The 26,111-nt window shown below is 60.5% G+C and carries 25 protein-coding genes; 15 read left to right on the top strand and 10 right to left on the bottom strand.

The features are described from left to right. A complete protein-coding gene (locus tag HUI96_RS25245; RefSeq protein WP_188257470.1) occupies positions 1-906 on the bottom strand; it encodes a tyrosine-type recombinase/integrase in 906 nt (301 codons plus the stop codon). 226 nt (positions 907-1,132) lie between these two features. Next, positions 1,133-1,588: a transposase gene (locus HUI96_RS25240; protein WP_188257469.1), complete on the bottom strand. Its 456-nt coding sequence runs from the start codon at positions 1,586-1,588 to the stop codon at positions 1,133-1,135. A gap of 343 nt (positions 1,589-1,931) precedes the next feature. On the opposite strand from HUI96_RS25240, the gene HUI96_RS25235 reads away from it, so the two are divergent. After that, positions 1,932-2,378, top strand: coding sequence for a hypothetical protein (locus HUI96_RS25235; RefSeq protein ID WP_188257468.1), 447 nt, complete (start codon positions 1,932-1,934; stop codon positions 2,376-2,378). A gap of 507 nt (positions 2,379-2,885) precedes the next feature. Here HUI96_RS25235 and HUI96_RS25230 read toward each other — a convergent pair. The 3 genes from HUI96_RS25230 to HUI96_RS25220 all read right to left on the bottom strand — a co-directional run bounded on the left by HUI96_RS25230 (position 2,886) and on the right by HUI96_RS25220 (position 5,215). Further along, a complete protein-coding gene (locus tag HUI96_RS25230) occupies positions 2,886-4,208 on the bottom strand; it encodes a type II toxin-antitoxin system HipA family toxin (RefSeq protein ID WP_188257467.1) in 1,323 nt (440 codons plus the stop codon). Further along, positions 4,208-4,462, bottom strand: coding sequence for a helix-turn-helix domain-containing protein (locus HUI96_RS25225; protein WP_188257466.1), 255 nt, complete (start codon positions 4,460-4,462; stop codon positions 4,208-4,210). The genes HUI96_RS25230 and HUI96_RS25225 overlap by 1 nt, the downstream gene beginning before the upstream one ends. A 465-nt stretch (positions 4,463-4,927) precedes the next feature. After that, the gene (locus HUI96_RS25220; RefSeq protein ID WP_237684365.1) at positions 4,928-5,215 is read right to left on the bottom strand and encodes a MarR family transcriptional regulator; all 288 of its coding nucleotides are present in this window, start codon (positions 5,213-5,215) and stop codon (positions 4,928-4,930) included. Positions 5,216-5,369: 154 nt separating this feature from the next. Between HUI96_RS25220 and HUI96_RS25215 the strand changes: the two genes are divergently transcribed. Genes HUI96_RS25215 through virB11 form a run of 13 tightly spaced genes read left to right on the top strand, consistent with a single transcriptional unit; the run spans position 5,370 to position 15,466 of the window. Beyond that, the gene (locus tag HUI96_RS25215) at positions 5,370-5,888 is read left to right on the top strand and encodes a hypothetical protein (RefSeq protein ID WP_188257465.1); all 519 of its coding nucleotides are present in this window, start codon (positions 5,370-5,372) and stop codon (positions 5,886-5,888) included. Between the two features lie 3 nt (positions 5,889-5,891). Continuing rightward, a complete protein-coding gene (locus HUI96_RS25210) occupies positions 5,892-6,566 on the top strand; it encodes a lytic transglycosylase domain-containing protein (RefSeq protein WP_188257464.1) in 675 nt (224 codons plus the stop codon). Between the two features lie 6 nt (positions 6,567-6,572). After that, positions 6,573-6,872 (top strand): TrbC/VirB2 family protein, encoded by a 300-nt coding sequence (locus tag HUI96_RS25205; protein ID WP_188257463.1) that lies wholly within the window; start codon positions 6,573-6,575, stop codon positions 6,870-6,872. Between the two features lie 3 nt (positions 6,873-6,875). Next, positions 6,876-7,214, top strand: a complete 339-nt coding sequence (locus tag HUI96_RS25200) for a VirB3 family type IV secretion system protein (protein ID WP_188257462.1) — start codon at positions 6,876-6,878, stop codon at positions 7,212-7,214. Continuing rightward, on the top strand, positions 7,207-9,588 hold the full coding sequence (locus HUI96_RS25195) for a VirB4 family type IV secretion/conjugal transfer ATPase (protein ID WP_188257461.1): 2,382 nt from the start codon (positions 7,207-7,209) through the stop codon (positions 9,586-9,588). The genes HUI96_RS25200 and HUI96_RS25195 overlap by 8 nt, the downstream gene beginning before the upstream one ends. Further along, positions 9,588-10,286 carry a P-type DNA transfer protein VirB5 gene (virB5, locus tag HUI96_RS25190; protein ID WP_188257528.1) on the top strand — a complete coding sequence of 233 codons (699 nt, stop codon included), beginning with the start codon at positions 9,588-9,590 and terminating at the stop codon, positions 10,284-10,286. Before HUI96_RS25195 ends, virB5 begins: the two co-directional genes overlap by 1 nt. Beyond that, positions 10,283-10,519, top strand: coding sequence for an EexN family lipoprotein (locus tag HUI96_RS25185; protein WP_188257460.1), 237 nt, complete (start codon positions 10,283-10,285; stop codon positions 10,517-10,519). Before virB5 ends, HUI96_RS25185 begins: the two co-directional genes overlap by 4 nt. Before the next feature lie 4 nt (positions 10,520-10,523). Continuing rightward, positions 10,524-11,420 carry a type IV secretion system protein gene (locus HUI96_RS25180; protein ID WP_188257459.1) on the top strand — a complete coding sequence of 299 codons (897 nt, stop codon included), beginning with the start codon at positions 10,524-10,526 and terminating at the stop codon, positions 11,418-11,420. 51 nt (positions 11,421-11,471) lie between these two features. After that, on the top strand, positions 11,472-11,741 hold the full coding sequence (locus HUI96_RS25175; RefSeq protein WP_188257458.1) for a type IV secretion system protein VirB7: 270 nt from the start codon (positions 11,472-11,474) through the stop codon (positions 11,739-11,741). Between the two features lie 4 nt (positions 11,742-11,745). After that, positions 11,746-12,417 carry a virB8 family protein gene (locus tag HUI96_RS25170; RefSeq protein ID WP_188257457.1) on the top strand — a complete coding sequence of 224 codons (672 nt, stop codon included), beginning with the start codon at positions 11,746-11,748 and terminating at the stop codon, positions 12,415-12,417. Next, positions 12,414-13,271, top strand: a complete 858-nt coding sequence (gene virB9, locus HUI96_RS25165; RefSeq protein WP_188257456.1) for a P-type conjugative transfer protein VirB9 — start codon at positions 12,414-12,416, stop codon at positions 13,269-13,271. Before HUI96_RS25170 ends, virB9 begins: the two co-directional genes overlap by 4 nt. 11 nt (positions 13,272-13,282) lie before the next feature. Next, a complete protein-coding gene (virB10, locus tag HUI96_RS25160; RefSeq protein ID WP_188257455.1) occupies positions 13,283-14,446 on the top strand; it encodes a type IV secretion system protein VirB10 in 1,164 nt (387 codons plus the stop codon). A gap of 9 nt (positions 14,447-14,455) precedes the next feature. Beyond that, positions 14,456-15,466, top strand: coding sequence for a P-type DNA transfer ATPase VirB11 (gene virB11 / locus HUI96_RS25155; RefSeq protein ID WP_188257454.1), 1,011 nt, complete (start codon positions 14,456-14,458; stop codon positions 15,464-15,466). Positions 15,467-15,684: 218 nt separating this feature from the next. Here the strand turns inward: virB11 and HUI96_RS25150 are convergent, their stop codons facing one another. Then, positions 15,685-16,692, bottom strand: coding sequence for an RcgR family putative quorum lactone hydrolase (locus HUI96_RS25150; protein ID WP_188257453.1), 1,008 nt, complete (start codon positions 16,690-16,692; stop codon positions 15,685-15,687). Next, positions 16,682-18,295: an RcgA family putative transporter gene (locus HUI96_RS25145; protein ID WP_188257452.1), complete on the bottom strand. Its 1,614-nt coding sequence runs from the start codon at positions 18,293-18,295 to the stop codon at positions 16,682-16,684. The genes HUI96_RS25150 and HUI96_RS25145 overlap by 11 nt, the downstream gene beginning before the upstream one ends. Positions 18,296-18,756: 461 nt before the next feature. On the opposite strand from HUI96_RS25145, the gene HUI96_RS25140 reads away from it, so the two are divergent. Further along, positions 18,757-19,137, top strand: coding sequence for a hypothetical protein (locus tag HUI96_RS25140; RefSeq protein WP_188257451.1), 381 nt, complete (start codon positions 18,757-18,759; stop codon positions 19,135-19,137). A 52-nt stretch (positions 19,138-19,189) separates the two neighbouring features. Here the strand turns inward: HUI96_RS25140 and HUI96_RS25135 are convergent, their stop codons facing one another. From HUI96_RS25135 to traA, 3 genes are read right to left on the bottom strand one after another with little or no spacing between them, the layout of a single operon-like run. Continuing rightward, the gene (locus tag HUI96_RS25135) at positions 19,190-20,944 is read right to left on the bottom strand and encodes a zeta toxin family protein (protein WP_188257450.1); all 1,755 of its coding nucleotides are present in this window, start codon (positions 20,942-20,944) and stop codon (positions 19,190-19,192) included. 3 nt (positions 20,945-20,947) lie between these two features. Then, on the bottom strand, positions 20,948-21,217 hold the full coding sequence (locus HUI96_RS25130; RefSeq protein ID WP_188257449.1) for a hypothetical protein: 270 nt from the start codon (positions 21,215-21,217) through the stop codon (positions 20,948-20,950). Between the two features lie 16 nt (positions 21,218-21,233). Then, positions 21,234-25,892 (bottom strand): Ti-type conjugative transfer relaxase TraA, encoded by a 4,659-nt coding sequence (gene traA / locus HUI96_RS25125; RefSeq protein WP_188257448.1) that lies wholly within the window; start codon positions 25,890-25,892, stop codon positions 21,234-21,236. Positions 25,893-26,111: the final 219 nt, after the last annotated feature.

The raw sequence follows: 26,111 nt of genomic DNA, 5'->3' as shown, positions 1-26,111 counted from the left end.
TCAGCCGTCGGATATCTCCTCCATCTTGAACAGGCCGAGTTTGTCGAACGGGCTCGTGACCGTGCGCACCGTGCGGGTTGCGACCTTGGTGTAGAAGGCGGTGCTGTTCAGCTTGGCGTGCCCGAGCAGGACCTGGATGACCCGAATGTCGACGCCGTCCTCCAGAAGGTGGGTGGCGAAGCTGTGGCGCAGCGTGTGCGGCCCGACCCGCTTGTCGATGTCGGCGGCCTGTGCCGCCTCGACGACGACGCGATGAAGCTGCCGGGTGCTGATCGGCTTCATCGCGTGCTGGCCCGGGAACAGCCAGCCGTCGCGGTGCATTACGCCCTGTTGCCGCCCGACCTTCCACCACTGGCGCAGCAGCGCGAGCAGGTCCTCCGAGAGCATGGCGTTGCGGTGTCGCCCGCCCTTGCCGCGCTCGACGCGCAGCAGCATGCGCTCGCTGTCGACGTCGGCGACCTTCAGCATCGACACCTCGGCGACGCGCAGCCCCGCGCCATAGGCGACCGACAATGCGGCCTGGTGCTTGAGGCAGGTGGTGGCGTTGAGGAGCCGGGCGACCTCGTCGCGGCTCAGAACCACCGGCAATTGGCGCGGATGGGCCAGCCGCACGAGCTTGCGCGCCAGGTCCGGGCGGTCAAGCGTGTGGGTGAAGAAGAAGCGCAGCGCCGACACGATGCTGTTCATGGTCGGCACCGGAACGCCGTTATCCTGCTGCTCGACCTGGAACCGGCGCAGGTCGTCCGCTGTCGCCGTATCCGGCGGTCGGCCAAGGAAGCTTGCCAACCGTCCGACATCGCGGAGGTAGTTGCGCTGCGTCTCCTGGCTGAACCGGCGCATGTTCATGTCGTCAATAAGCCGCTGGCGCAGCGCGCTGACGCGTGCATTGAGAACGGGATCAGGCATGGTCAGGCTCCTTGTTGAAGAAGCCCGTCATGCTCTGCCGCTGCCGGACGACGCTCAATGCAGGCGCGACGCCCGACCTGTGCCCGCTACCTCAACCGTAAGCGCCCTCCCGCGCAGCGGGTTCGTTCGACGGCCCAGACAAGACGCTGATTATGTGACGCTAGTTCACACTCTCTAGGTTTCGCACGCGTTAGAAGGCGTGCTTCGATTGTGGAACTTAATCGGGTTACTCGATCCCCAGCTTCCTCTTTAGTTCCGCGTTCTCCCTGCGGAGACGCTCTGCAAGGAGGCTCTTGAGTCGCTTGTTTTCTTCCTCAAGCGCTATGAGATCTTTGAGGTCATCGCTGCTTGAGGCTGGCGCCGCGGCCTTCTTCCAATGATAATAAGTCTGGGCCGAGATACCGGCCTGCTTCGAAGCGTCCTTCAGAGTGGTTCCGCCGCTTATTGACTCCTCAATCTGACTGATCTTCTGAGCACGCTCCTTCTCGGAGTGGAGCTTCCGCCCAGTCGAAGCTCCCCCGACTGGTACTTCCTCTCCCTGCGACTTGCGTCTGGTGCCCTTCCTCCGAGCAGAACCGCTCGGAGGAGCCTGTGCCCGTGCCTTCTTCATCGCTTCCGGCGTCTCTGCTTTGGCGGGCTGTTCGGCGGCGACTTCCGATTCAGCTTGTTCAGGATCGGGCATAACGTGCTCCACTCGCCAAATGTGCGAAGTCCAGCATCAATACATGCGACATTGGAGTCAACAAGCCTTCGATGGCAGCGTGATGAGATCAAGGATGACCCTTCACATGACCAGCGTCGGATCGCGCCTACTTCAAGCGCGACCCGGGGCTTCGTGCTGTTGCGCATGCGAGCAAGGGGATTGCGCGCCAGACGCCTCGCCAAAGACGGATGCAGTCGGCCATCCATTTATGGATGCAATCCCCTTAGCAATTCGGCCCAGTCCGAGTTGAAGGAACCTCACCATTAATCGAAGAACTTGCCCTTATACAGCTCCCTGGAATTTGCCCGCAGCGCGTCACGCTGTGTCTGGTTTTGCGACCGACTGCCTGAGCAGCGCCGAAGTGCTGGGTGTGCGCGGCGTACTGGAGGACCGCCTGGGCTTTATCGAACTGGGCGCGGCACTGTATCAACTCCTGGGCACGGGCTTCCACCTCGGCCGCACCTGCGTCAGCATACGCATTGATCCAGCGGGACCTGCCTTTGCGTGTGGCCCCGACAATGTAGTAGGGCGAGCCAACCAGGTCTGCTACAATGTGAGCAAGCACTTGCATCGTGTCATAATCATCCTGGCGGTGAGCTTTGACAAAGCGCTTGATCAACTCGTCTCGCATCCGCTTCGGCCACTGCGATGCCGGCCCTCCATCAAGTGCATTCTTGCGCATGAAATCGGCCGCATACTCGTCTGCCGCGGCTTTCGTCGCGTTCCGCAGATGGACTTGCCATACGATCTTTTGATCAAGGACGATTAGAATGTAATAGCCCATCGAGAAGTCGGCGACCACTTCGTCGGCAGGCAGTTCTGGATTGACATTGGGGAATATAAGTTTCGATCGAAGTTTTATATATTATTGCCCTACTGAAAGCTTCAATGAGCCCCGCTGTTAACCGAGATGCTACAAAGGGGCGGCTTATTGATATGTGTAATCTACGTCGCCCAGTTTGCCGGGGTCAAAATTAATATGCGTCACGCGGGCGAGAAACGTAGTTGGAAAACTTCACTGAGCGGCACATCATATCGCGAGGTACCAAACAACTTCGCACGGACACATTTGGACGCCGCTCGCCATATCCAACATGGCACAGCACTTATTTTGCAGAGTGATCAGGGAGACGGCTACCGCTACGCGCCATCTTAGCGTGCGTCGTGGGAGCGCCGCCCACGTCATCACATGCAGCCTCCGGCATGACTGCCCCGCTCCCGATTCAGGGGCATCGTGTAGTTCGACTTTATGGATCTGCCCGAAAGAGGCGACTCGTTAGAGTTGGGAGAGCAGATCGCCTCCGAGCAGACGCGCGCGATGGATCATGGCTTGGCTCACCGAATCGATTAGCGCCGACGGAAATCCCTTAGGGAGCGATTCCGTGACAGCGGCCATTTTGTCGTTGGCGTTCGCGGCAAGGTCTTCGAAGATTGTGCGCATCAGGGGCGCGCCAACACCTGCGAGTTCGGCCGTTTGCAGGAAGTGGCGCGGCATGATGCTATCGACCGGGTAGTGGCGGTTCTTGCCCACCGACATGGCGAGCTTGAATTTCTTCTGTTGGATCTGGCCGGCATCAAGACTCGGTTGCGCGGTCAGCACGTCATAAAGCGGCGTCAGGCGGAAACGTCCGCCAGGACCGATGGTGATGCTGAAGTTCTTCGCGTGGCCGTCGGTGGCGCCGATCATCCAGAATACGATGCATGCGCGCAGGAAGGTGGAGATGTCCTGCTCCGGCGTGTCGCTGCCCTTTAGGAGCTGGATGATGTCACGCATGCCGGGGCCACCATCTGACTGATATTTGCGCGTCGGCGGCACGGAAAGGGCTTGGCAAATATCTTCCTGGGGCAGGCGCAGAAGACGGCCATCAGACGTCCAGCGGCGATCGAAGCGTTCGACGATGAGGGTGCGGCGGTCGCCGAAATGGGCAATTTCGGTGTGGGCTGCCGGCACGCCGAAGGCGGCGAGCAGCTTCAAGCAGAAATACTCGTTCTCAACGCTGTCCGAGAGGTCGATGCCATTCGGCAGCTGGCCAATCTGCGGCTTGAGGATATGAGTGGTGGCGGTGGTCCCGGCGGGCTTTAACCATCGCCCGTCTGTGCGCAGCAGGGCGGTCTTTTCCTGGGCGCCCGCAATTGAAATCCGGAAATCATCGTCTTCGCCCATGCCGAGGGGGGCAGCGGCGAGGTTGTTGATGATGGCGGCGACGTCGTCGTCGGTGACGGGGTTGCCGTCGACGGCGCCGGCCTTGCCGGGATCGACGCCGTCCGGGAGGAATTGCAGCGCGCCGACGCAGTCATGGCCCAGGGCGGAAAGCAGGCTGTAGGCATCCGTGCCGCCCGCGCCGACGCGCTCGGCGACGCGCTTGCGGATGGCATCGCTGTCCGGCAGCAGATTGTCGAAGACATTGATGACGGGCGCCCCGATATAGCGGTCCTCTCGCAAAGGCAGAGAGAGGGAGACTGGGAAGGTGTTCTCCCAGTCGAGCCATTCTTTGGCGTACTGGAAGTCGATGGCGCCGGTGGTTTCACGGCGCAGCACGCCGACGAGGCGGCTGTTTAGAAACACATTGAGGGGCGCGTAGGCCCGACGTCGCGCCATCAGAACAAGTCCTCAATATCAGCTTCGCTTGCCTTACTGCGGGGGCGGATGACGAGCTCGAGGTCGAGGGCGGATAGTGCCGCCATCACGGTGCGCAGCTGCACGGCGGGCTCGCCGGCCTCAAGGCGGGAGACGGTCCCCTGGCGCAGATGGATATGGCTGCCCAGCGCTCCCTGCGTAAGGCCGGCCTGCTTGCGGGCGCGGCGCAGGATAGCGCCGAGCTGTTTTTCGTTGCGGGCGATCTGGTCCGTCATGGCGAGCCTCCAATGACATTATACGGAGACGCGTATATAAAGTCAATATGCGCGTTTCCGTATATGAGCTATTTATACGGGATCACGTATAACTTAAGGATATACGGACTCGCGTATGAAGCTCGGCCTGTCCCGTTACAGCCTGGCTGCCTTCGCTTAAACGCCGCAACAACTAAGCCACTATTCTACCCGTTAGACGTTGCGGTTCTCGCCAAAGAGCCCCATCGAAAAATTTCGATCTTCAGTGAACCGGCCTTGGAAGCGCCAACTTCCGGGGCCGTTCCGCTTTTGCCGTATAGCTTCTCCCATCACACGGTTTGTCTACGCGAAACGAATCAGTCTGCCCGTGAGAGGAGGTGAGTCGCATCGCGGACTATGCGTGTGCGCTTGTGCGCAAGCAATACTGTGCGTTTTCACCATGTAATGGAAGACTTTTCACACAGCCCTACGACCGGGCAGCGTGGATCAGGCGCCGTAAACGCCCTGAAGCTTCTCGAAGATTTCCGGCGCGATCTCGTATTGCCGGGCCTTGCCACGGCCGATCGACGTGCGGCCCCAGGATTCCTTAAGGAGGCCGCGCACGACAAGTGGATCAATCGCTTCCTGCGCCGCTTTCCTTGTCATTCCAGTGACTTCCGTCACGTTCGTTATGGTCAGCGCCGTATCTGCCTTTTGCAGGGTGTACAGGAGATTCATCATGCCGAGTTGGCGCAGACGCGAATTTGGCGTCTCGTCGGGCAGGGGCTTTGACATGATCTCATGCGTAGCCAAGGTCGCGAAAACCGTGTTGTGCCAACGCTGATTTAATGGGCTTGGCATCTTCTTATCTATGCGTTATCGTACAGTATGGAAAGGTGGTGAAGCCCACGGACGGCTAGCCAATGGAGAGACAAACGGGGGGATCGGCATGAAAAATACGGTCATTCGGGCACTTTCCGCCTTTTTACTCTACGTTCCATTGTACACCTTTTCGTCGTCTAATGCGCGGGCAGATGACTGGGGCTGCCAGGTTCTCCTATGCCTTTCAAATCCCGGTGGCGCAACGCAGTACGCCGAGTGCCGCCCCCCGATTGAGCGGCTGTGGTCGCATCTGGCGAAGGGCCGATCCTTCCCGATTTGCAGCGGCGTTGGCTTCACAGCGACGAAGCCCCGTTATGAACCGTACTATTGCGATGCCGGGTTCCGGCTGGTCACGCGCTCGGGAGATCGGCGGAACGAAGTCGCCTGCGTCTCCACCGAACCCAAAGTCGTTAGCAGCGCCGTGTGCAGCTATCGTGACGATGGAGGAGCCACGGGTTCCTGGCATTTCGAAGACGGCAAGCGGGTTTGCAAGGCACTGGTCACCCAACGTCCCCATGTGCGCGAACAGCCCAGATATGTCGACGTTACCATCGATGGTGCCGGCCGCCAGCGCGTGTGGTTCTAGCCCATGCCGGTGGCCTTTCTCGATCTCGCTCAAAACTGCGCTCCGCAGATCGCCACAGAAACAATTGCCGCTGTCGTGAGCATAGAGAGTGGATTCCAGCCGTTTGCCATACGCATCAACACAGATCATCCGCTGGCCGCGCAGCCCAAAACCAGAGCCGAGGCAATCGAGACCGCGACAATCCTGATTGCCGAGGGCCACGATATCGACCTGGGACTTGGCGGGATCAATTCTGGCAATCTCGGTCGGCTGGGACTGTCCGTCAGCGACACATTCGACCTCTGCCTGAATATCAAGGCGATCGCGGCACTCCTGGAGGGTTACTACAAAATAGCTCTCCAAGGCGGCGCGACGAGGGCTCAGGCCGAAGCCGTCATGCTGCGGAGCTATTTCGGCAATGGCGACGCCTCCGTCGGCCAAATGGTGGGCTACGACAAAAAGGTGCTTTCCGAGCGCGAACGACTGTCCAGCCAACTTGGGAGCATCGAAATCGGCGAGACGCAGGCGCAGGCATTGCCTGCGCGCGAAAGGGCAGGGGAGTCGTCTGCCGCCACGGTCGACAGCGGTCCGGTCGAGAAGAGCCAGCAGCGGTCGCAGGCTTCAGTGCCGCGATGGGATGTCTACAACGTGGGGCGGCAATCCTCCGTCCTCGTCTTTTCCAACGAGCAAAAGGAGTGATGAACCATGAACCTATCGGCTCGCATAAGACCGTTCGCGGCGACCGCGACGATGGCCGCGGTATTTTCTCTGGCCTTGGTCGAGCCGAGCTTCGCCCAGGCGGGCGGCATTGAAAGCGTGCTGCAAAATATCGTCAACATGCTGACCGGCAATGTCGCGAGACTGCTGGCCATCATAGCCGTGATCATCGTCGGCATCGCCTGGATGTTCGGCTATCTCGACCTCCGCAAGGCCGCGTTTGTCGTCCTCGGCATCGGGATCATCTTCGGCGCGACCGAGATCGTCAACATGATCGCAGGAGGCTAGTGCGTGTCCGAGCGGATTGCCCTTGAGGAAGACACGCTGTTTCTCGCCTGCACAAGGCCGGCGATGATCGGCGGCGTGACGATGGAGGCGATGGGGATCAATATGATCTTCACGACGATCCTCTTCATCGTCGCGGGATCGGTGGCCTACGCCCTTGTAGGCCTCGTGTTCCACGTCATCTTCAAGGCCATCGTCAAGCACGACCACAACATGTTCCGAGTGTTGCTCGGCTGGATCGAGACGCGGGGTAGGACCCGCAACAGCGGGTTCTGGGGCGGATCGAGCCTCACGCCCATGAAGCTCGTTCGGCGCTATGACGAAAGGGATCTCGGCCTTGCCTAGTACCGCGACCGTCAGGAGCCGTGAGCTCGAACCCGAGACCTTCATCCCCTACGTCCGCCACGTCGACGAGCGGGTGATCGCGCTCGACTCCCGTGCCCTGATGGTGGTCATCGCGCTCGAAGGCGTGTCTTTCGAGACGGCCGACACGCTCGACCTCAACGCCCTGCACCGCGACCTCAACACGCTTTACCGCAATATCGCCGATGAGCGGTTGGCGCTGTGGACGCATGTCGTTCGGCGACGGGACAATGAGTATCCCGACGGCGAATTCGCCAACGCCTTCTCACGGACGCTGAACGACAAGTACCGGAACCGCATGATCGGCGAGGACTTGTTCCGCAACGATCTCTATCTCAGCCTCGTCTGGCACCCAGGCAAGGATCCCGCCGAGAGGGTGGCAGCGTTTCTGTCGAAGTTGCGCAAGGCGCGGCGACGTGGGGTGGAGCTTGATGAGGATGCCCTCAAGCATCTCGACGACACCATCGTCGACGTTACGGCTGGCCTGAAGCGCTTCGGCCCGCGCGTCCTCACCCTGCAGGAACGCGACGGCCTGATCTTCTCCGAGCCGAGCGAAGTGCTGCACCAATTGGTAGGTGGCCGCCGTGAAGCTGTCCCGCTGACCGAGGGCCGTGTTTCATCAGCAATTTATTCCGACCGGGTCATCGTCGGACGCGAGACGGTGGAGATCCGCCACGAAGGATCGAGCCGCTATGCCGGCATGTTCGGTTTCAAGGAATATCCGGCCCGCACGCGACCCGGGATGTTCGACGGCTTGCTCACCGTCCCCTATGAACTGATCCTGACCCAGAGCTTCTCCTTCCTGTCGAAGTCGGACGCAAAGACGGTGATGGGTCGCAAACAGAACCAGATGGTCAGCGCCGGCGACAAGGCCGAATCGCAGCTCGAGGAGCTCGACGATGCACTGGACGATCTGGAATCCAACCGTTTCGTTCTGGGCGACCACCACTTGACCCTCACAGTCTTCGCCCACTCGGTGAAGGAATTGACGGACAATTTGGCCAAGAGCCGGACCCATCTGACCAATGGCGGCGCAGTCGTCGCCCGCGAGGATCTCGGGCTTGAAGCGGCCTGGTGGGCGCAGCTTCCAGGAAATTTCCGCTATCGCGTCCGCTCCGGCGCAATCACCTCAAAGAATTTCGCGGCCCTTTCGCCTTTCCATTCCTATCCGGCCGGTCAGCGCGACAGCAATGAATGGGGACCGGCCGTTGCCATGCTGAAGACGGCGTCGGGATCACCGCTCTACTTCAATCTGCACTATGGTGACCTCGGCAACACCTTCATCGGCGGGCCATCGGGCTCGGGCAAGACGGTGCTGCTCAACTTCATCCTGTCGCAGGGCGAGAAGTTCGACGCGCATATCGTCTTCTTCGACAAGGACCGCGGCGCAGACCTCTTCGTGCGCGCGGCCGGCGGAACCTATCTGCCGCTCAAGAATGGCCGCCCGACCGGCTGCGCTCCGCTGAAGGGCATGGAACTGACGCCGGAGAACAAGGTGTTCCTGGCGCAATGGGTGACCAAGCTCGTCGGCTCGAAAACCCGCGAGCTCTCTGTCGCCGAGACGCGCGACATCGACAATGCCATCGATGGGCTCGCCGATCTGCCGGTGGAGCGGCGCACGATCGGCGCGCTGCGCACCTTCCTCAACAACACCGATCCCGAAGGCATCGCTTCTCGGCTGCGCCGCTGGGAGAGGGGAGGGCCCCTGGGCTGGGTCTTCGACAACGTCATCGAGGACATTGGCCTCGGCGACTTTGGTGCCGGTGGCAAGTTCGTCGGCTATGACATGACTGACTTCCTCGATAACGAGGAGATCCGCGCGCCGCTGATGGCCTACCTCTTCCACCGCGTCGAGCAGCTGATCGACGGCCGCCGGATCATCATCGTGATCGATGAGTTCTGGAAAGCACTTGCTGACGAGGGCTTTCGGGATCTCGCCCAGAACAAGCTCAAGACCATCCGCAAGCAGAACGGACTCATGCTGTTCGCGACACAAAGCCCGCGCGATGCGATCCATTCACCGATCGCGCACACCATCATCGAGCAGTGCCCGACCCAGGTGTTCATGCCGAACTCGCGCGGCAGTCGCGTCGACTATGTCGATGGCTTCAAACTCACCGAACGGGAATATGAGCTGATCGCGCGCGAGCTCTCCAATGAGAGCCGCCGCTTCATCGTTAAGCAGGGCCACAACAGCGTCGTCGCCGAACTCAATCTCGGCGGCTTCGACGACGAACTCGCCGTGCTCTCCGGCCGCACTGCCAATGTCGAGCTTGCAGACACGATACGGGCGCAGACCGGCGATGACCCGGAAGCTTGGCTTCCTCTCTTCCAGCAGCAAAGGAGTGCCGGCTGATGCGTATGCGCAATTCGATGATGGCCGCCGTCGCCATCCTTGCCCTGTCGGCCAGCGGCGCCGGCGCACAAGGGATTCCCGTGATCGATCAGACCGCGATCTTGAAGCACATCGAGAGCATCACCCAGCTCAAGTCACAGCTCGACGCGCTCAATCAACAGATCACGCAAGCCGAGCAATTGTTCGGATCGCTGAACAAACTGACGAACATGGCCGATGTTGCCTCCCTCCTGAACCAGCCTGAAATACGCAAGGCCTTACCGCAGGACTTTGCGGCGATAGAAAGCCTGCTCAGCGGCAACGGCTCGGGTGCGTTTGGCGATGCCGCCTCGAAAATCCTCGGCGACAACTCGACCTACCAATCCTCGGCGAATGATTTCTATGCCCAGGAGCTGACGCGCATTCAGAACCGCAATGCCGGCCAGATGAGCCTTGGCCAGCAAATCTACGATGCCGCCACGAAGCGTATCGACGGGATCGATCAGTTGCGCCAGCAGATATCCTCGGCGAGCGATGCCAAGGATATCGCCGATCTCCAGGCGCGCATTCAGGCCGAAAGTGCCTTCCTGCAAACCGATCTCCTGCGCATGCAGGGACTGCAGATGGTCCAGCAGGCGCAGGCCCAGGTCGAGGACCAGCGCAAGGCGGAAGACTGGCGCAAGCGCCTCGACACGATGAACACGGCGCTGTCGCAATGAAGCGTGCCGCGTCCCTCGTCATGATGGCATTGCTGGCGGCGTGTTCGGAACCGCCGCCGGCTACGGTTATCACCGTCAGCGAGTTTCTCGCCGACGAGAGCCTGCGCGCTGATCATATCCGAAAATGCCGCGAGAACCCCGGTGAGCTGGGGCAGACGCCCAATTGCGGCAATGCCGAAGAGGCGGAGGGCAAGGCCCGGCTCGAGCGCATGAACGGGGCGCTGGGGGGATAGCGCCATGTACACCGTCTTCGACTTTCTCGATCGCCAGTTCACGACGCCGCTCCAGAACTTCATCAGCTCCGGTACGAGCGGGATCAGCGCGTGGGTGACGGGACCGTTGACGGCAGCGCTGACCCTTTATGTGATCTTGTACGGATTTCTCATCCTGCGCGGATCGGTGCAGGAACCGATCATGGAGTTTGCCTTCCGGGCGATAAAGCTCGCCATCATCCTGATGCTGGTCAGGAATGCCGGGGAATACCAGACCTACGTAACCAACGTCTTTTTCGAAATTCTGCCCAGGGAAGTTTCCGAAGCTCTGAACACCGGCGGCACCCCAAGCGCGACGACCTTCGACAGCCTGCTCGATAAGGGCCAGAAGTCCGCTAACGATATCTGGGAACAGTCGGCGTGGCCGGTCGATCCGCTGACCGGTTTTGCCGGTCTGGTGGTGATCGTGGTGACGTTCATTGTCGCCTCGATTGGATACGTCGTGTCGCTGTACGCGCGCGTCGCGCTTGCAATCATTCTCGCGATCGGCCCGATCTTCATTGCGCTGTCCATGTTCCAGTCGACACGCCGTTTTACCGAGGCATGGATCGGGCAGCTCGCCAACTTCGTCATCCTGCAGGTTCTCGTCGTTGCGGTCGGCTCCCTGCTGGTCACCAGTTTCGCGACAATGTTCACCACCGTCGAGGCTTACAGCGACGTCCTGATGCGGCCGATCGCCGTCGGCGCCATCGGTCTGGCCTCCCTCTACGTATTTTACCAGTTGCCAGGGATCGCCTCGGCGCTGGCGAGCGGAGGCACCTCGCTCACCTATGGCTTTGCCGCGGGTCGCGACGCCCATCAAAGCACCGTCACGAGAACGATCGGTTGGGGTTGGCGCAGGCTGACCGGCAGAGGAGCCTGACGCCATCACCATGAGGGGCATTCCAGCGTGCATATAGTTCGAGTTGTAACAATGATGGGGCTGTTGGCCGCCGTCTCCGGCTGCGCGACGCTAAGCTACCCGCTGCCCAAATGCGACGGTTATGCCAAACGGCCGCTCAATCGTTCGATGTGGGATTGGGATGCTGGCAAAGCGCAGGGGGATCCACAGCAATCGTCGCTCGCTGGTGGCGACGGCACCGCATTGGCGTTCGCCGAGCAGTCGGCTGAAACAACCGTCGACGCCGTAGCCTTCGCCGGATTCGATGAAGCCGGCTCTCATACCGCCTGCCGGGCAGGGTAGGGGCATGGTGACGACAGACAGTCTCAAGGAATATTTCGACAAGGCGCGCCGCTTCGATCAGGACCGGATGGCCTCGGCCGAGCGCTCAAAGCGGGTCGCCTGGTTCGTTGCTATCGTTGCCAGTTTTCTGGCGTTTGTCTCGGTCGCCGCGGTCGTCGCACTGACGCCGCTCAAGACGGTCGAACCTTTCGTCATCCGTGTCGACAATTCGACCGGCATCGTCGACGTGGTGTCGGCCATGGCGTCGGCTGCCGGCAGTTATGACGAGGAAGTCACCAAATATTTCGCCGCCCGCTACGTTCGGGCCCGCGAAGGCTATGTCTGGTCGGAGGCAGAGGAGAATTTCCGGACCGCCTCTCTGATGTCGAACGCACCTGAGCAACAGCGCTTCGCCGCCGCCTATCGCGGCGGCAATCCGGAATCGCCCCAGAACGTCTATGGACGCTCGGCGACGTCCCGCATCGGGATCAAGTCGATCTCGCTCATCAACAGCAATGTGGTTTCCGTCCGCTTCACGCGGACAATCACACGCGGCGAAGACGTCCGCACAACCCATTGGGTGGCCACGATCAGCTATTCCTATAGCAACGCCCCAATTTCCTCCAGCGACCGGTTGGTGAACCCGCTTGGGTTCGTGGTGAGCGAGTACCGGGCCGATCCGGAGGCCTTGAATTGAGAAAACGATCGTTCCTTGCCGCGGCCGTCGTCGCGGCGCTGGCTACGCTTCCTGTTCAGGCGCTAGAGATCCCGGCAAGCGCACAGCAAGACAATCGCGTGCGTTTCGTCAACTACCAGCCCTACAACATCACGCGGATCGTCGGCACGATCCGCTCGTCGGTCCAGGTGGAGTTTGCGCCTGACGAAGAGATCGCCCATGTCGCGCTCGGCAATACCGTTGCCTGGGAAGTCGCGCCGGCCGGCCACATCCTCTTCCTAAAACCGCGCGAGAATCAGCCGGCCACCAACATCTCGGTGGTGACGACACGGCGGGACGGCTCCAAGCGCAGCTATCAGATGGAATTGGTGGTGCGCGACGGGTCCGTCGATGTGGGGCAGAACACGTATTTCTATGTGAAGTACCGATATCCGGCCGATGAAGCGGAGCGACGCCGCCTTGAGGATGAAGCCAAGAAGCGTGCGGCCGAGGCCGGCTATGCCGATCAGGTCCTCGGCATCCATGAACAATACGGCCCCCGCAACTGGCGCTATTCGGCGCAAGGCTCCCGCACGATCGAACCGCAGGCGGTCTACGACAACGGCAAGGTGACGACCTTTGCCTTCAGCGGCAACCAGGAAATGCCGGCGATCTACATCGAGAACTCCGACGGAACGGAAAGCCTCGTGCCGAAGACCGTCCAGGGCGATCTCGTGCTCGTTCACGCGATCAGCCGCAAGTTCATCCTGCGGCGCGGATCGGACACGCTCTGCATCTTCAACGAGGCCTATTCGCCGGTTGGCGTCGATCCGGGAACCAACACCACCTCGCCCTCGGTCGAGCGCGTGGTCAAGGTTCCGGCCGCCGGACAGTAAGGGAGGCCGACGTGTCAGACACGCCAGAAACGACGATCCCGGGCGAACGCGCGCAAACCACCACAGCGCGCAAAGTCGACAACAATCCCTTGCTCAAGCGCGGCGCCATCGTGCTGGCGGTCGCTGCTTTCATGGGTTTCGCCATGTGGTCGATGCGGCAAGGGCCGAAGGTGGACGTCGAGCAGCCGGGATCGGGGGCGATCCGCCAGACCACAGAGTTCGAACCGGCGCGGGCAGAACCCGAACCGGTGGTCCTGCCCGTACCGGAGATCAAGCTGCCGACGCCGGCCGTCGAGACGGCGGAGACGCCGGCCATCGACGAACTGCTCGACGCGGCAAGACGGGCGCCGGTGATGGCCTTTGGCGGAGGTCAATCAGGCAATAGTGCCAAGACGGGCGACGCGGCGACAGATTCGAACTTCGTTCCGGTCGACGGCCTGCTGGGGGGAGGGGGGCAGGGCGAGAACGAGGATCAACGTTTCAACCGGATGCTTAAGCCAACCGTCCTGGAAGGATCGAAGGCCGGACATCTCGGCAACCGCAACTTCATCGTCGCAATGGGGGCCTCGATCCCCTGTGCGCTTGAAACCGCACTGTCGTCGGATCAACCGGGATTCACCAGCTGCGTGATTACCCGCGACGTTCTCTCCGACAATGGCCGCATCGTTCTGATGGAGAAGGGCACACAGGTCGTCGGCGAATATCGGGGCGGTCTGCGCCGCGGACAGAGCAGGTTGTTCGTACTTTGGAATCGCGCCAAGACACCCACGGGCGTCATCATCACATTGGCGTCGCCGGCGACCGACGCGATCGGCCGCGCCGGTTTCGATGGCTACGTCGACACTCACTGGTGGGAGCGCTTCGGCAGCGCGCTGCTCCTGTCGGTGGTTGGCGATATCGCCACCTATGCCGGACAGGAACTACAGCGCAGTGATGTACAGGCGCAGGGCACGACAAGCGCTGGCAAAGATGCCGCCGCGATCGCCGTCGAACAGTCGATCAATATTCCGCCGACACTGATGAAGCATCAGGGCTCGCTCGTTTCGATCTTCGTCGCGCGCGATCTCGATTTCTCAAGCATCTACGGCCTGCGCGTGACCGAGCCGCGCAACACGATCTACGACCGCGCCGTGATGGGAGACTTCTATCCAAAATCCGACCTGGTGACGAAGTAGGGCAGGGGGATGGCGGAAAACTCCGATGCCGGCGTCGTCCGTCAGCTGCTTCTCCCTCTCGATTCCTTCCTGAAGGACAGGAGCCTCTACGAGGTCGTCATCAATCGCCCAGGCGAAGTGCTGACGGAAGGAACGGCGGGCTGGCAGCGTCACGAACTGCCGGAACTGTCCTTCGACAAGCTGATGCGGCTGGCAAGAGCGGTGGCAAGTTACTCCAATCAGGGCATCGACGAGACCCGCCCGCTTCTCTCCGCGACCCTTCCGGACGATGAACGAATCCAAATCGTGATTCCGCCGGCGACGACGCGGGACACCGTTTCCATCACAATCCGCAAGCCGTCGTCGGTCTCACTGTCAATGGAGGATCTGGAAGCGGGTGGTCTTTTCGAGAATGTGGTGGCGACCACCGATCGGACGTCCGGCGTGGATCCGCTGCTGGCAACTTATCGCAGCGGACAATATCGCGCTTTTCTCGAAAGTGCGGTTCGGGCGCGCAAGAACATCATCATCTCCGGCGCCACGGGCTCCGGCAAGACCACGATCTCGAAGGCCCTGATCCAGCACATTCCACAAGACGAACGGCTTATCAGCATCGAGGATACACCGGAGCTGACGATCCCGCAGCCGAACCATGTCCGGCTGTTTTATTCGAAGGGCGGCCAGGGGTTGGCAAAGCTCGGCGCGAAGGATCTGCTTGAATCGTCCCTGCGCATGCGGCCCGATAGGGTCCTACTGCAGGAGCTGCGTGACGGCACTGCATTCTACTACATTCGAAATATCAATTCCGGCCACCCAGGCTCGATCACCACTGTGCATGCGGATTCGCCAAGCCTGGCGTTCGAGCAATTGACGCTCCTAGTCAAAGAGTCCGAAGGCGGCCAGGATCTCGACCGCCATGACATCCGCAACCTGCTCAAAATTTCGATCGACGTGATCGTCCAGTGTAAAAGGGTTGGCGGCCGGTTTCGCGTGACGGAAGTCTACTACGCGGATCATGCGCACACTGTACCCACCCGTTAGGCAGACGCGCTTCGCAAGAATGGGCCTGCAGCCGCTCCATGAGTCCGCTCCCTTTGATTTGCGAGCGCAGGAAGCGCCATAAGCTGCCGCCCTTTTGCGCGGTTGCAATCGCCCCACGCGCCACAGGCACTCGGCAGGTCCCAGCAATGTGCTGCGTAGTGGAGGTCGGCGATGCGTCGCTTCTCAGGTATGCCGATTCAGCTGACGACAGAAACCGCTCAACGGCCGCGCCTTAGCAACCGCTTCAAGCTCAAACCTGCCAACAAAATGTAAGGCGGCATGGCCAGCGAATAGTGGCCACAGTTTAATTCAAGAACGTTGGGCCGAGCGCCGGTGTCCGTCAGCTTTTCTATGAATCTCGCCGACAACTCTGGCAAAACTACCTTGTCTCTCTTGGCCAGCACGACGTGTAGAGCGAGATCCGGCCGCGCCAGACGATGTGCGTAGTTTTCCAAGTTAAGCGGCGCCCAAGCTCGCCTAAGATTTGCCAGATGAACCTCAGGCTCAAGGCTATCGCGTATCGCGCGTGTCGCGCGACCCGTCCAAACCATATCGGCCAGACTCCCCGCCGTCAGAAACAACGAGGCTTTCGACACAGCCGGGTCATGCGCCGCGATCAATCCAGCGGCCCAGGAACCCAGGCTCATACCGAGAACCGAGATGTCTCCATAGCCTTCGCGCTTCAACCAACGAATGAGCTTTCGACCGTCCAATACTGCCTGCCTTACGGACTGGATCGTTCGACCGAGGTTGGCGCTAAGCATATAATCGGCGTGCAGGGATCCGGGACGGCTGCGCTCGAGGTGATAGGGCATGGCAACCTCGACAACCGTGATGCCGCGCTTCGAGAAAAAGCCGGCAATCTGGCCATTCCGGGAACTCGCATTCCAATGGTGAAAAATCACCAATGCATGGCTGAGGGACCCGCTGTCGGTGATTTTCACCCAGACGAGATTGTTTTCTTCGACATCAGTGGAAATGTCCGATGGAAATTTGAGCCATTCGCCTTTTCTTTCAAAGCCGCGGTCGTTGCCGCCCGGCTCTTCAAAAAAAGCGGAGTTGGCCACCGCCTGGTCCGCTAGGACACAAAACTCCTCGATCGTTTTTATCGTCTTCTCGCCTGGAAAGGCACGGTCGGCGTCAAGGATGAAATCACTTGTTTGCTTCCCTTCCTCACCGCGTCGCGCCCGCCGTTCATCCCAACGATCAAGCCAACTATGATACACTCTGATCGTTTCCTATTTCGCTCGCTCGCCGTCGGCCAAACTCGGGATCAATTAAACCATAGATCGCGCAAAGCACTCCAACGCCCAGAAGGATCGAGAACCCTGCAAATGCGTCGATCAGCAGGTAGCCAGCAACGAGCAGTACCACGACCGCCGACATCTTCCACAGGGGGACTCGGAATTGACTCCCGACGCCTAGACGGACGGCACCGTACAGAAAAACAAAACAGGTCGAAATGGCGATAAGAAGGCTGCTGTAATGCGTCGGCATTCTATAGCTGAAACGGTTGCTCATATCGGCGCGCTGATACAAGGCGGAAGACACATCGCTGACCAGCCAGCCCACGATATTATTGCCATTGGATACGAGGTACGAGCTTTGAAGCTTCATCACAGTGGCGATCAGAATGCCCAACAGCGTACACCGGAAGACCCATCGCATCACCTTGAAACTGGCTTCCTTTAAGTCGCGTTCAAAGCCCATCTCCGGCTGATTTTTCGATGACTCGCTGATTTTCCAACGGTCATCCACGACGGTATAAAGCAAAATGAGACCGGCGAAGAAAAGATAAAAACACAGGCCCATATATAGGTAAGCGAGCCCTGTGAACACGATTGCTACTGGTACCGATACGATCTCAGGCCGCACAATGGCAATCGAGCCCCAATCGGTCGCGTAGTTGCCACCGCCTTTGATTAACGGGATCAAACACACGCCGATCCACTGGAATAGGCCGGCGAACAGCAAACAAATCAAAAATACCGACCAAAATGAATAGGAGGAGGCGTCTATGATGTCCTCCCAGGCGTGGTTGCCTTCATTCGGGCTGTCATCTCCTACAAGCTTTGGCCGTTCTTCATGTTTCCATGAAGTCACCGCCCCAGACACAAAGGCCAAAAAGAGAGGCAGAAACACCATGAACACGAATGTCCAATTCGCGGCCCAAAGAAATCCGACTTGCTTAATGACGCCATCCGCACGGCCATATTTCACGTTGTGAATGCCGATAATGAACGACAAAAATCCAAGAGCGGAGATGCCCGCGAAGACCGAAGCCGGCAGATTCAGGGGAAAACCGTGACTAAATAATGCCTCCGATTTCCTGGCCAGACTGAAACGCCGCCTCGGACCCTTGGCGTCAGTATCCCGTGTCAGCTCTGCCGGGGAGTCTGTCTTGTCATCGAAGGTCGCAGTCAGTGCCGCATCTGGAATCTCCGGTGCAACGCTGCTTGCGGCTCGCTTCCATTCTCGTCTCTTGGCCGATAACCGCGATTGGGCGGCACTAAGCTCTACCTGCCATTCGCTAGTTGCGACCGGATCATTGCATCCAAAAATCCTCGCCAGCCAACGAATGTTGGCAGTGCCAATTCCCTTCTCGTTCTCTTGAAACCAAAGCTGCACCGTTCGCAGATCCACCCCAACCCGGTTGGAATCAATCTGTGAAATCGCCTCTGCAAGAAGCTCGGGCGTCCATGGGCCCGTAGGAAACCCGTCTTTGCCCAGCGGCCGACCCGCACCCGCAGCCGCCAATCGTTTGAATAATTCCTTGAAATCACTCCCGTCTCTCGGCGGAGGGAGATATAATTTTCCGTTTCTAATCAATGACTTAAAGTCTCTGCTTTCGTTCCGTTTCGCTAGATTTCGTATCCTATCGTGCCTTCGTCCTCAATCAACGTATTTATCAACTCGATTTTGGCCGGCACGGAGCGGATCGAATGACCGGCGGTTGTTGCGTGGGAGATGTTTCGCCAAGGCACTGAACTGCTCGGATCGGTCGCAGGGCGGTCGCCCACCTTACGATGCGTGATGACGCTAAAGATCCCGATGTTACAGGCACTTTTCCGGGCCGTCGGATGAGCAGGCCGAGTTTCAGATCATGGACCGTCGCACCTTCGGCCGGTTCCTTGGTCTTCTGGATGACGGCGACAGGGTCGACGCGGGTTGCTGGCAACCACCAACACCGGCTCCGAAGTGTGGGCCGATGCCCTCATGAGGGCGCGGGCAAGACCTCTCATCGGAATCGGCAGACAGATACCGATGCTACCAATGGAAGGAAGTATAGCATGCGCCTCATATGCGAAGCAAAATTAAGACTAGCAAACACCCCCTACGCAATTGAACACGCGATTAAAGACCTGACGATACATTGTCAATCCGTCTCCCAAAGTAATGGTCAATATGAACTCGCCTTCGAGGGAGCAACGGCAGCAATCCGCGCGCATGAGGGAGGTTTGTTGATCCGTGTCGAGGCAGAGGAGATTGTCATCTCTCATGGCACAAAAATGCTGATCGCAAGCCAGATTAGCTCCTATGCGATCAATATGCCGATGAATGTCTTGTGGGTTGATGCATCAGAGGAGCCGTTTGCAACTATCTTATCTCGCGAAAGGCTAGAGACATTTGAAAATAAGCAGGACAATTCAACCAAGCGCTATCGTTGCTAGCTGCCTGCGTATAGATCAGTCGACCAGTCCAGCTGACGGCATTGAGATGGAGCTATCTTTTGATCGAGATTGCAGCATTACGGCCGCGTTCCAATTGCAGTTGGGTCTGGCCGTGCACCGCCTGCATCTGAGACTGGACGCGCGCGAGCGTGGCGACACGGTCAGGAGAGACAGCGAGGTTTCGCGACAGTTGATCGAGATCTCCTGATTTCAAAGCATTTCGGTCCGTTGGCGTCAGCCGTCGATTGATCGACATCGCGATACCGTCCAGTTCCCGTCGCAACTGCGGGGCGGCATGCAACCTGCTGGCCTGCTCGCGAGCCGGCGCCTGCAGGATCCCCGTCAGACCCTTAGATGGCGCGCGGATTTCATGACGTTGGCGATGTTGTTCCTCGCGATGCCTGGTTTCGATCTGATGTCGCTCGAAATCGACCGTGCGGCCATAGTCTTCCATGGCGGCCGCGAGCTGCGGCAGATGCGCTTTGGCGGTCTGGCGCTCAGGGCTTTCGGTGCGGAGAAAACCTCGGCCCGCTCCAGCGATGGGTCCAAGCCCTCCAGTCCGGATGTCCTGTCCCGCGACGGAGCCCGTTGTGGCTCCATCGATGCCGTCGACCACCGCCGATGTGGCAGCGGCATTTCCATAGACTAGTTGCGATAACCGTTCGATTTCAGAACGCTTTTGCTCCAGCCGGGAGGATTGCCGCAGCTTGATGCCGATCTCGGCCTCCGTTAGATCGGGCAGGTCCCTTCCGGGAATGAGGACGCCTCCCGGTCGAACATGGCGGTCGGGTTTATCTTCCTTACTAATTCGGACACGAGAGCGTGCCAGAGAGTCTTCCCCATCGCTTGGAATGATGGGGCTCGGGTCGGTGCCGATCCGCTGCTTGATCTCCCTCGCCGTCTTCATGGCATCGTCCTCACCCGAACGGCGCCGCTCGGCCAGGAACCAAGCGAGATCATCGCGTGAGAGGGCCTTTACTTCATCGATCAGCGCCGCGGGAGCGCTACGAGCCTCCATGCGGGCCACTACCCTGGCCCAGACAAGCGCGAAGCCGTCGATTTCCTCGCGGGACAATGGACGGGAGCGCGTCTCATCGAGAACCTGGGACGCGGTCGTGGCCGAGCGCCATCGCCCATTGGCAAGCTGGTTGTCATAGACGGCTTCTCCGTCGGCCGACTGGATCACGACACGATCGGCGAGCTTTCGACGTTCGATACGCTCAAGGCTTTCGGTGAGGCCGGCAACAGCGGCGTCATGAACTGCCCGCGGCGGAATCCGCGCGGCAGCCCCGGCATGGTGCAGTTCCTCGAAACGGTAGTGGCAACCCTGCCAGCTGACGCGCGGACTGACAGCCAAAACGCGGGCCTCAATCCGATATCCGGCAGATCGTCCGGCGGTCATGATCTTCTCGACTTTGTCCGGCGCCCTCATCGTGGTTTCGAACATGACATGGACACCGCGCTTGGCGGCTGCGGCGAGCAACTTCTCACTCCAGATGCCAGCATCGCCTTGCGTGAAGCGCGACGCCGTCATCGGATCGGCATTCTGGTGCGCGACGAAACCCGGATGGTAGGATCGCAGATCGTCTCCGACGATGCGGATGGCGGGGCAGGTTTGCTCCAGCTCCGTGTGGCTGGCGGTCAGAAGAGCGGTCACGCCGGACCCTGGCTGACCACCAAGAACAATCAGAACCGGACGGTCGGCTGCCTGAATATCGTCAGGAAGATGGTCGGGCAGGATCTCGGTGCGGAAGATGTGTTCGTTCTGGGCCTCCGACAAGCGGCCATTGGCAACCTCATCCGCCATGGCTCAGAGCTCCCGCCAGAATTGCGCAGGGTCTTTGATCCTGGGTCCCCATTTCGCGATCACAGCTTCGACGGTGTCGAGATCATCTATCCGAATGCCATTCTGGACGGCGAGAAGCGCGCGGCGCCTTTCCCGCAGGGCCTCGGCGCCAGCCGGATCGTCCGCCTCGATGGCGGCGACGCGTTCCGACACCAGCCCACGCGCCTGGTTCATGATCTCGATAGCGAGCTCGGCCCGCACGATCGCGTCGAGATTCGTTGTCTGTCCGGCCATTGTTTTGCCCTCCCTGCTATCTGGTGATGCCCCTGGCCTGATTGAGCGCGCGCAGCTGGCGCTCGGCGATAATATCTTGAGCCCGGTCTGACCGAACGGCGTTCTGCAGGACCTTGAGGCGGGGCTGCATCGCCTCGAAGACCTTGCGCTGCGCCGCTGGAATCCGGTTGACGACGTCACCCTGTCCCCGGCCGATCGCGTTCGGCCCGAAGCGCTCGTCGAGGGCCTTGCTGACGGCCGAGAATTCTGCCCTGATTGTCGCGTCGAGCGCGCGGACAAGCTGCGTGATCTCCCGGGGGGATTTCTCGACTGCGGTTGCCAACCGGACCAGCTCGGCCTCCGCCCGCGGCGACAGGCCGGGCACCGCCACGCTCATTCGCTCCCGATCGGCAAGAAGGGCCGCCTTCTCGGCGTCGAATGCGCCCTGCCAAGCCTTGCCTGCCGAGACCACGTTGGCGGCAACGTCCTCCACGGCCGCAACCGCGGCCTTCCGTTCTTTCCCGGGAGCGATGAGCCGATCCATGACGCGGTCGGAGCCGCGCAATGGACCATAGGCAGCAGGGTCATTTTGCACGGCACGGGCGATACGCTCGGGCTCGACGCCCTTGACGACCAGATCCTCAATCGTCGCAAGAGCCGCGGCAGGATCGCGCCAGACGCGCTGCGCGGCCTCGACAAGCGCCGCGCGCTGCTGCCTGTAGCGGGGAACCTCCAGCGCGCGCGTTTTGGCTTCATCATCGACAGTTGCCGCGAACTCGGTGATAGCCGCGAGCATCGGCAAGGCTGGTGGCCTGGACATCTTTGGAGCCTTGGCGGGATCGTAGACCGCCGGCGCCACGATCCGCGAAGGATCGCGCTTTTCGGCCAGATATTGCAGTTCGTTGAAGCGGCGCACGGCCGCGAACAGCGTCGTCAGCTCTTGCCGTTTGGCCTCGGACGCTCCCTCGGGCATGCGCGCGACCATCTGCTTTTCGGCATATTGGTCGGCCTTTTCGGTAAAGGCGCTCCAGCCGAAGCGGGCGGTCAGCGCTTCGCCCACGGCCTTCAACTCCTGCACCAGCGAACGCTCTTCCGCGGCATAGGCAAAGGCGGTCTTGTAGGCACCCTCGCCGCCCTTCTCGCGCACCGCCTCGACTTCATTAAGCCGCGCCATCGCGTGTGGGGAGAGCGCAGGAACCGAAAGCGCCATGGCGGCGCGACGCGCATGTTCCCGGTTCTCATAAGTGGCCCTGTCACGCTTGAAGGTGTCCGCGTGACTGCGCGCCAGAGGCTGGAGCTCTGCGACAGCGGCGAGGGCCTCAGCCCGTTCCTTCCGCGCTCTCTGTCCATCGACCAGGCTGTCGCTGCCACGCACGGCACCAAGCATCGAGGGACTGCGAGCAAGATTTTCACCAAGCCGCCGTGGCTCGACATCGAAGTCCGAAGCTTGCGCGTTCAGCCGATCGAGAGCGGCGGCGGGATCGCGATAGATGCGCTCGAGCACGGATAGCAGGATCGCTTCGCGGTCCTTCCACCGTGCCGACGCCAGATGTTCGATGCGCGCGTCTTCTTCTAGAGAGCGTACAAAGCTCGCCTGTGGCGCGAGCAGATATCGTGCCTCTTCGTCACCCGGCGCAATGCCCGCCACCACGACAGATGCCGGGGCGACCGTTTGCGTCCGAACCGCCTGATCGTCATAGGAGACGCTGCGCTCATTCTCGATTGCAAATCCAAGCGCGATGCTGGCGCGCTCCCACAACCTTGCGACACGATCGCGTTGGGCGCCGATCCACGACAGATGCCGCTCCACGCCCTGCTCCATTCCGGCAGCAAGCTCGATAGCGTGATCCATGTTGCGGCGGCGGGCGAAGTCGACAATCTGGGCCTGGTAGCCAGCTTCGGATTCGTAATCGAGCGTGGTCGACTTGGCACCGGAGCGGGACAGGCGCTCGACCAATTGCTTGAACAGTTTCGGGCGATGGCTTTCCTGGTCGATGCGCTCCTGCCGGATTTCCGCCGTCTCGACCTGCTCGGCGGTCCAGACATTGCGCTCGACCTCCCGTTCCTCGAAGATCTTCTTGCCGGTTTCGAGATCCACGACCGGCACCTTCACGGTGACATGCTCAACATCGTCCTTGCGCAAGGTGACGGTGTCGCCGATCTCCACGCCGCCCTCTTTCATTGCCTTCGGCAGGCTGACGCCCCAGACGCGATGGACCACTCCGTCGTCGGTTTTTACGTCCGCATATGGGCTCTCTTTTGCATCCTCGTCATTCGGACGGAATTTCGCTTCGCCGGTTTCGACCAGTTCGCCGGTGACACCGGCGGCGTGGTCGATGCGCTGCGCCCTGCCCCATTTCTCGCGCGGCGTAAAATCCTCGTGCGCCATATAGAGATCGGCCTGATCGCGATGACGCGACATCGCCACATAGGCGAGATGCTGATCCATCATGCCGGTTGCGAGCACGAAGGTCCGGTCGACGGTTGCGCCCTGTGATTTGTGCACGGTCGCCGCATAGCCATGATCGATATTGCGATAGGTGTCCTGGCCGAAGGTCACCTCACGGCCCGCATCCAGCTTCACCGTGAGCAGCGTCTCGCCCCGATCGTTCGTCGTGCACATGACGGTGCCGAGCATGCCGTTTTTGACGTGCTGCACGGCAAGATGCTCGGCCCGTTTCTCAAAGAAGCGGGCATTCTCGAGGAAGATCAGTCGATCGCCAATGGCAAACTGTCGCGCGCCCCGTTCTGTCTGGTATGCGCGCTCTTCTGTAAGCGCGCCCTGACCTGCCATCACCCAGCGGATCGCCTGGTTGAGCTTCCCGACATCATCATTGGTTTGCGCCAGAACCAGCAGCTCCGAGCCGCTCAAGGCGCGGTTCTCGAATTCAGCCTTCCTTCTGTAGTCCTCCCTAGCCTGCCCCCAATCCTCAACGATCCGCTCGATTACTGCATCGCGGGTTTCAAGCTGATGGATGCGGTCATGCTGCGCATAAGCATCGAGCGCCTCTTCGACCTTTCCACGCGCGAACAGGCGCGACGCATCGCGCGCCCACTGTTCGCGCTGGCGGCGCACGCCGGTCAATTCGGCAAAACCGCTGCGCTCGACAATCGCCCGGAACGCCGCGCCCGCCTGGATCGGCTGGAGCTGCATTGGATCTCCGACCAGCACCGCTTTAGCACCCGCGTCTTCCACGATTTTGAGAACGCGCGCCAATTGCTCCGACGACACCATGCCGGCCTCGTCGACAACCAGCACATCGCCCTTCTGCAGTTCGTCCCGGCCGTCCGCCCAAGCCAGTTCCCATGACGCGAGCGTGCGCGATTTGATCCCGGAACTGTCTTCAAGACCCTCGGCGGCCTTACCGGCAAGGGCGGCCCCGATGACGCTACGGCCGTCTGTCTCCCAGGCAATTCTTGCCGCATCGAGCAAGGTCGATTTGCCCGCACCGGCCAAGCCGACGACGGCGGATATACCACTGTCACCGGTGACATGCCGAACCGCATCGACCTGTTCGGCGTCGAGCCTGAACGGCTTTTCCGGATCGCGGCTCTCCACCACGCCAATGGCGTCATCGACCTTTTCGGACGTTACGTTGAAGCCAGATCGACCCGAAAGCTCCTGCGCCGACTGCGCCATATCGTATTCGGTGCGCAGCATGGCGCGCGTGGTGAACACCGCGACGTCGCCAATCTTTCCGGTGTCCGGATCGATCTGCTGCGGCTTCAGCGTAACCAGATCCGACGACGCCATCAGTTGCGCACGGATATTGGCAAACACCGTCGGATCGTCGACATAGCGATGCAGCGCCTTGGCGATTTCGCGCTCATCGAATGTCGAGCGTTGGCGGCTCAGCTGCTGGAGCAATAGGCCGGGTTCGTCGGCAAGCCGGTCTGCCATTTCCTGCCGACGCGCCAGTGCCGCCGGGGCGAAATACATCTCCCTGCCTTTTCGGGCCAACGCCGCCTTTGCCGGTCCGAGATGGCTTTGGGCGATGCCGTCGAGGCCCTGCTCGGCATAGGCGCGACCATCAAGGCGGATATCATGACCGGCGAGCGCCAGATGCTTGTTGGCCGTTTCCGCCCAGCCGATCTTCCATGCTTTCATCGTGTCCTTGTCGCCGGCCCACAGCCGGTAGACGATCTTGCCCTTCGGCCGATCAGGGGTCACGACACGCAGCGGCTTGCCGTCGTCGCCGAGAACCGCGACCTTCTTCTTGCCGAAACCGTCCTCGGTCAAAGGCCGCAAGGTGGTCATCAGGTGGATATGCGGATTGCCGTCCTTGTCGTGATAGACCCAATCCGCGACCATGCCCTTTGACATGAGGTGGTAGCGCACGAACTCGCGCACCAGGGCAATGTTTTCCGCCTTCGACAGCTCCTCCGGCAGCGCGAAGATCATCTCGCGGGCAAGCTGCGCGTCCACCCTTTTTTCGAACCTATCGACGGCATTCCACAACACCTCGCTCGCGCCCGCGATCGTCCGGCCGTCGATCATGGTGCGCAACCACGCTGGGGTCTGATCCGGCAGCGCCAGCTCCTCATGCACAAGCTCGGCCTTGCCGCCCTCATAGCGGAAGCTCATCCCGGTCTGCTCTTCCTCCATCCTCGTACGATGGCGATAGGCTGCGGCCGAGACGACGCTGCGTCCCGCTCCGCGGCTGATCACCTGTGCCCGTACGAACATGATCGCCATGCGATCCAGGCCTCTCCCAAGCATGTCGCGTTTCGCGACGTATATTGCGCCCTCGAACAGATCGGGCCGCACGGCCGATGCCGTTTCTCGGGATGCGCCCTTGCGGGCGCAGACCAAAAATGAGCCTCAAGGCTCGATGGAAATAGCCTCTTTTACTATGCGTTTCTACACCTTATAACCGCCGCGAAGAAGAAGGCGACCGGAAAGGAAAAGGCATAG

The sequence above is a fragment of the Pseudaminobacter soli (ex Zhang et al. 2022) genome, from assembly GCF_014595955.1.
In the GTDB taxonomy this organism is placed as follows: domain Bacteria; phylum Pseudomonadota; class Alphaproteobacteria; order Rhizobiales; family Rhizobiaceae; genus Kumtagia; species Kumtagia pseudosoli.
Note: the sequence above shows the minus strand (reverse complement) of the source record. Positions and strands in the feature narration are given on the sequence as shown.

Coding starts and splice junctions, on each gene's coding strand:
- HUI96_RS25180 (WP_188257459.1), top strand. CDS start 10,524: ATGTACACCGTCTTCGACTTTCTCGATCGCCAGTTCACGACGCCGCTC.
- HUI96_RS25225 (WP_188257466.1), bottom strand. CDS start 4,462: ATGACGGACCAGATCGCCCGCAACGAAAAACAGCTCGGCGCTATCCTG.
- traA (WP_188257448.1), bottom strand. CDS start 25,892: ATGGCGATCATGTTCGTACGGGCACAGGTGATCAGCCGCGGAGCGGGA.
- HUI96_RS25135 (WP_188257450.1), bottom strand. CDS start 20,944: ATGGCGGATGAGGTTGCCAATGGCCGCTTGTCGGAGGCCCAGAACGAA.
- HUI96_RS25215 (WP_188257465.1), top strand. CDS start 5,370: ATGAAAAATACGGTCATTCGGGCACTTTCCGCCTTTTTACTCTACGTT.
- HUI96_RS25240 (WP_188257469.1), bottom strand. CDS start 1,588: ATGCCCGATCCTGAACAAGCTGAATCGGAAGTCGCCGCCGAACAGCCC.
- HUI96_RS25220 (WP_237684365.1), bottom strand. CDS start 5,215: ATGTCAAAGCCCCTGCCCGACGAGACGCCAAATTCGCGTCTGCGCCAA.
- HUI96_RS25170 (WP_188257457.1), top strand. CDS start 11,746: ATGGTGACGACAGACAGTCTCAAGGAATATTTCGACAAGGCGCGCCGC.
- virB11 (WP_188257454.1), top strand. CDS start 14,456: ATGGCGGAAAACTCCGATGCCGGCGTCGTCCGTCAGCTGCTTCTCCCT.
- HUI96_RS25245 (WP_188257470.1), bottom strand. CDS start 906: ATGCCTGATCCCGTTCTCAATGCACGCGTCAGCGCGCTGCGCCAGCGG.
- HUI96_RS25130 (WP_188257449.1), bottom strand. CDS start 21,217: ATGGCCGGACAGACAACGAATCTCGACGCGATCGTGCGGGCCGAGCTC.
- HUI96_RS25140 (WP_188257451.1), top strand. CDS start 18,757: ATGCGCCTCATATGCGAAGCAAAATTAAGACTAGCAAACACCCCCTAC.
- HUI96_RS25175 (WP_188257458.1), top strand. CDS start 11,472: ATGATGGGGCTGTTGGCCGCCGTCTCCGGCTGCGCGACGCTAAGCTAC.
- virB5 (WP_188257528.1), top strand. CDS start 9,588: ATGCGTATGCGCAATTCGATGATGGCCGCCGTCGCCATCCTTGCCCTG.
- HUI96_RS25205 (WP_188257463.1), top strand. CDS start 6,573: ATGAACCTATCGGCTCGCATAAGACCGTTCGCGGCGACCGCGACGATG.
- HUI96_RS25210 (WP_188257464.1), top strand. CDS start 5,892: ATGCCGGTGGCCTTTCTCGATCTCGCTCAAAACTGCGCTCCGCAGATC.
- HUI96_RS25185 (WP_188257460.1), top strand. CDS start 10,283: ATGAAGCGTGCCGCGTCCCTCGTCATGATGGCATTGCTGGCGGCGTGT.
- HUI96_RS25230 (WP_188257467.1), bottom strand. CDS start 4,208: ATGGCGCGACGTCGGGCCTACGCGCCCCTCAATGTGTTTCTAAACAGC.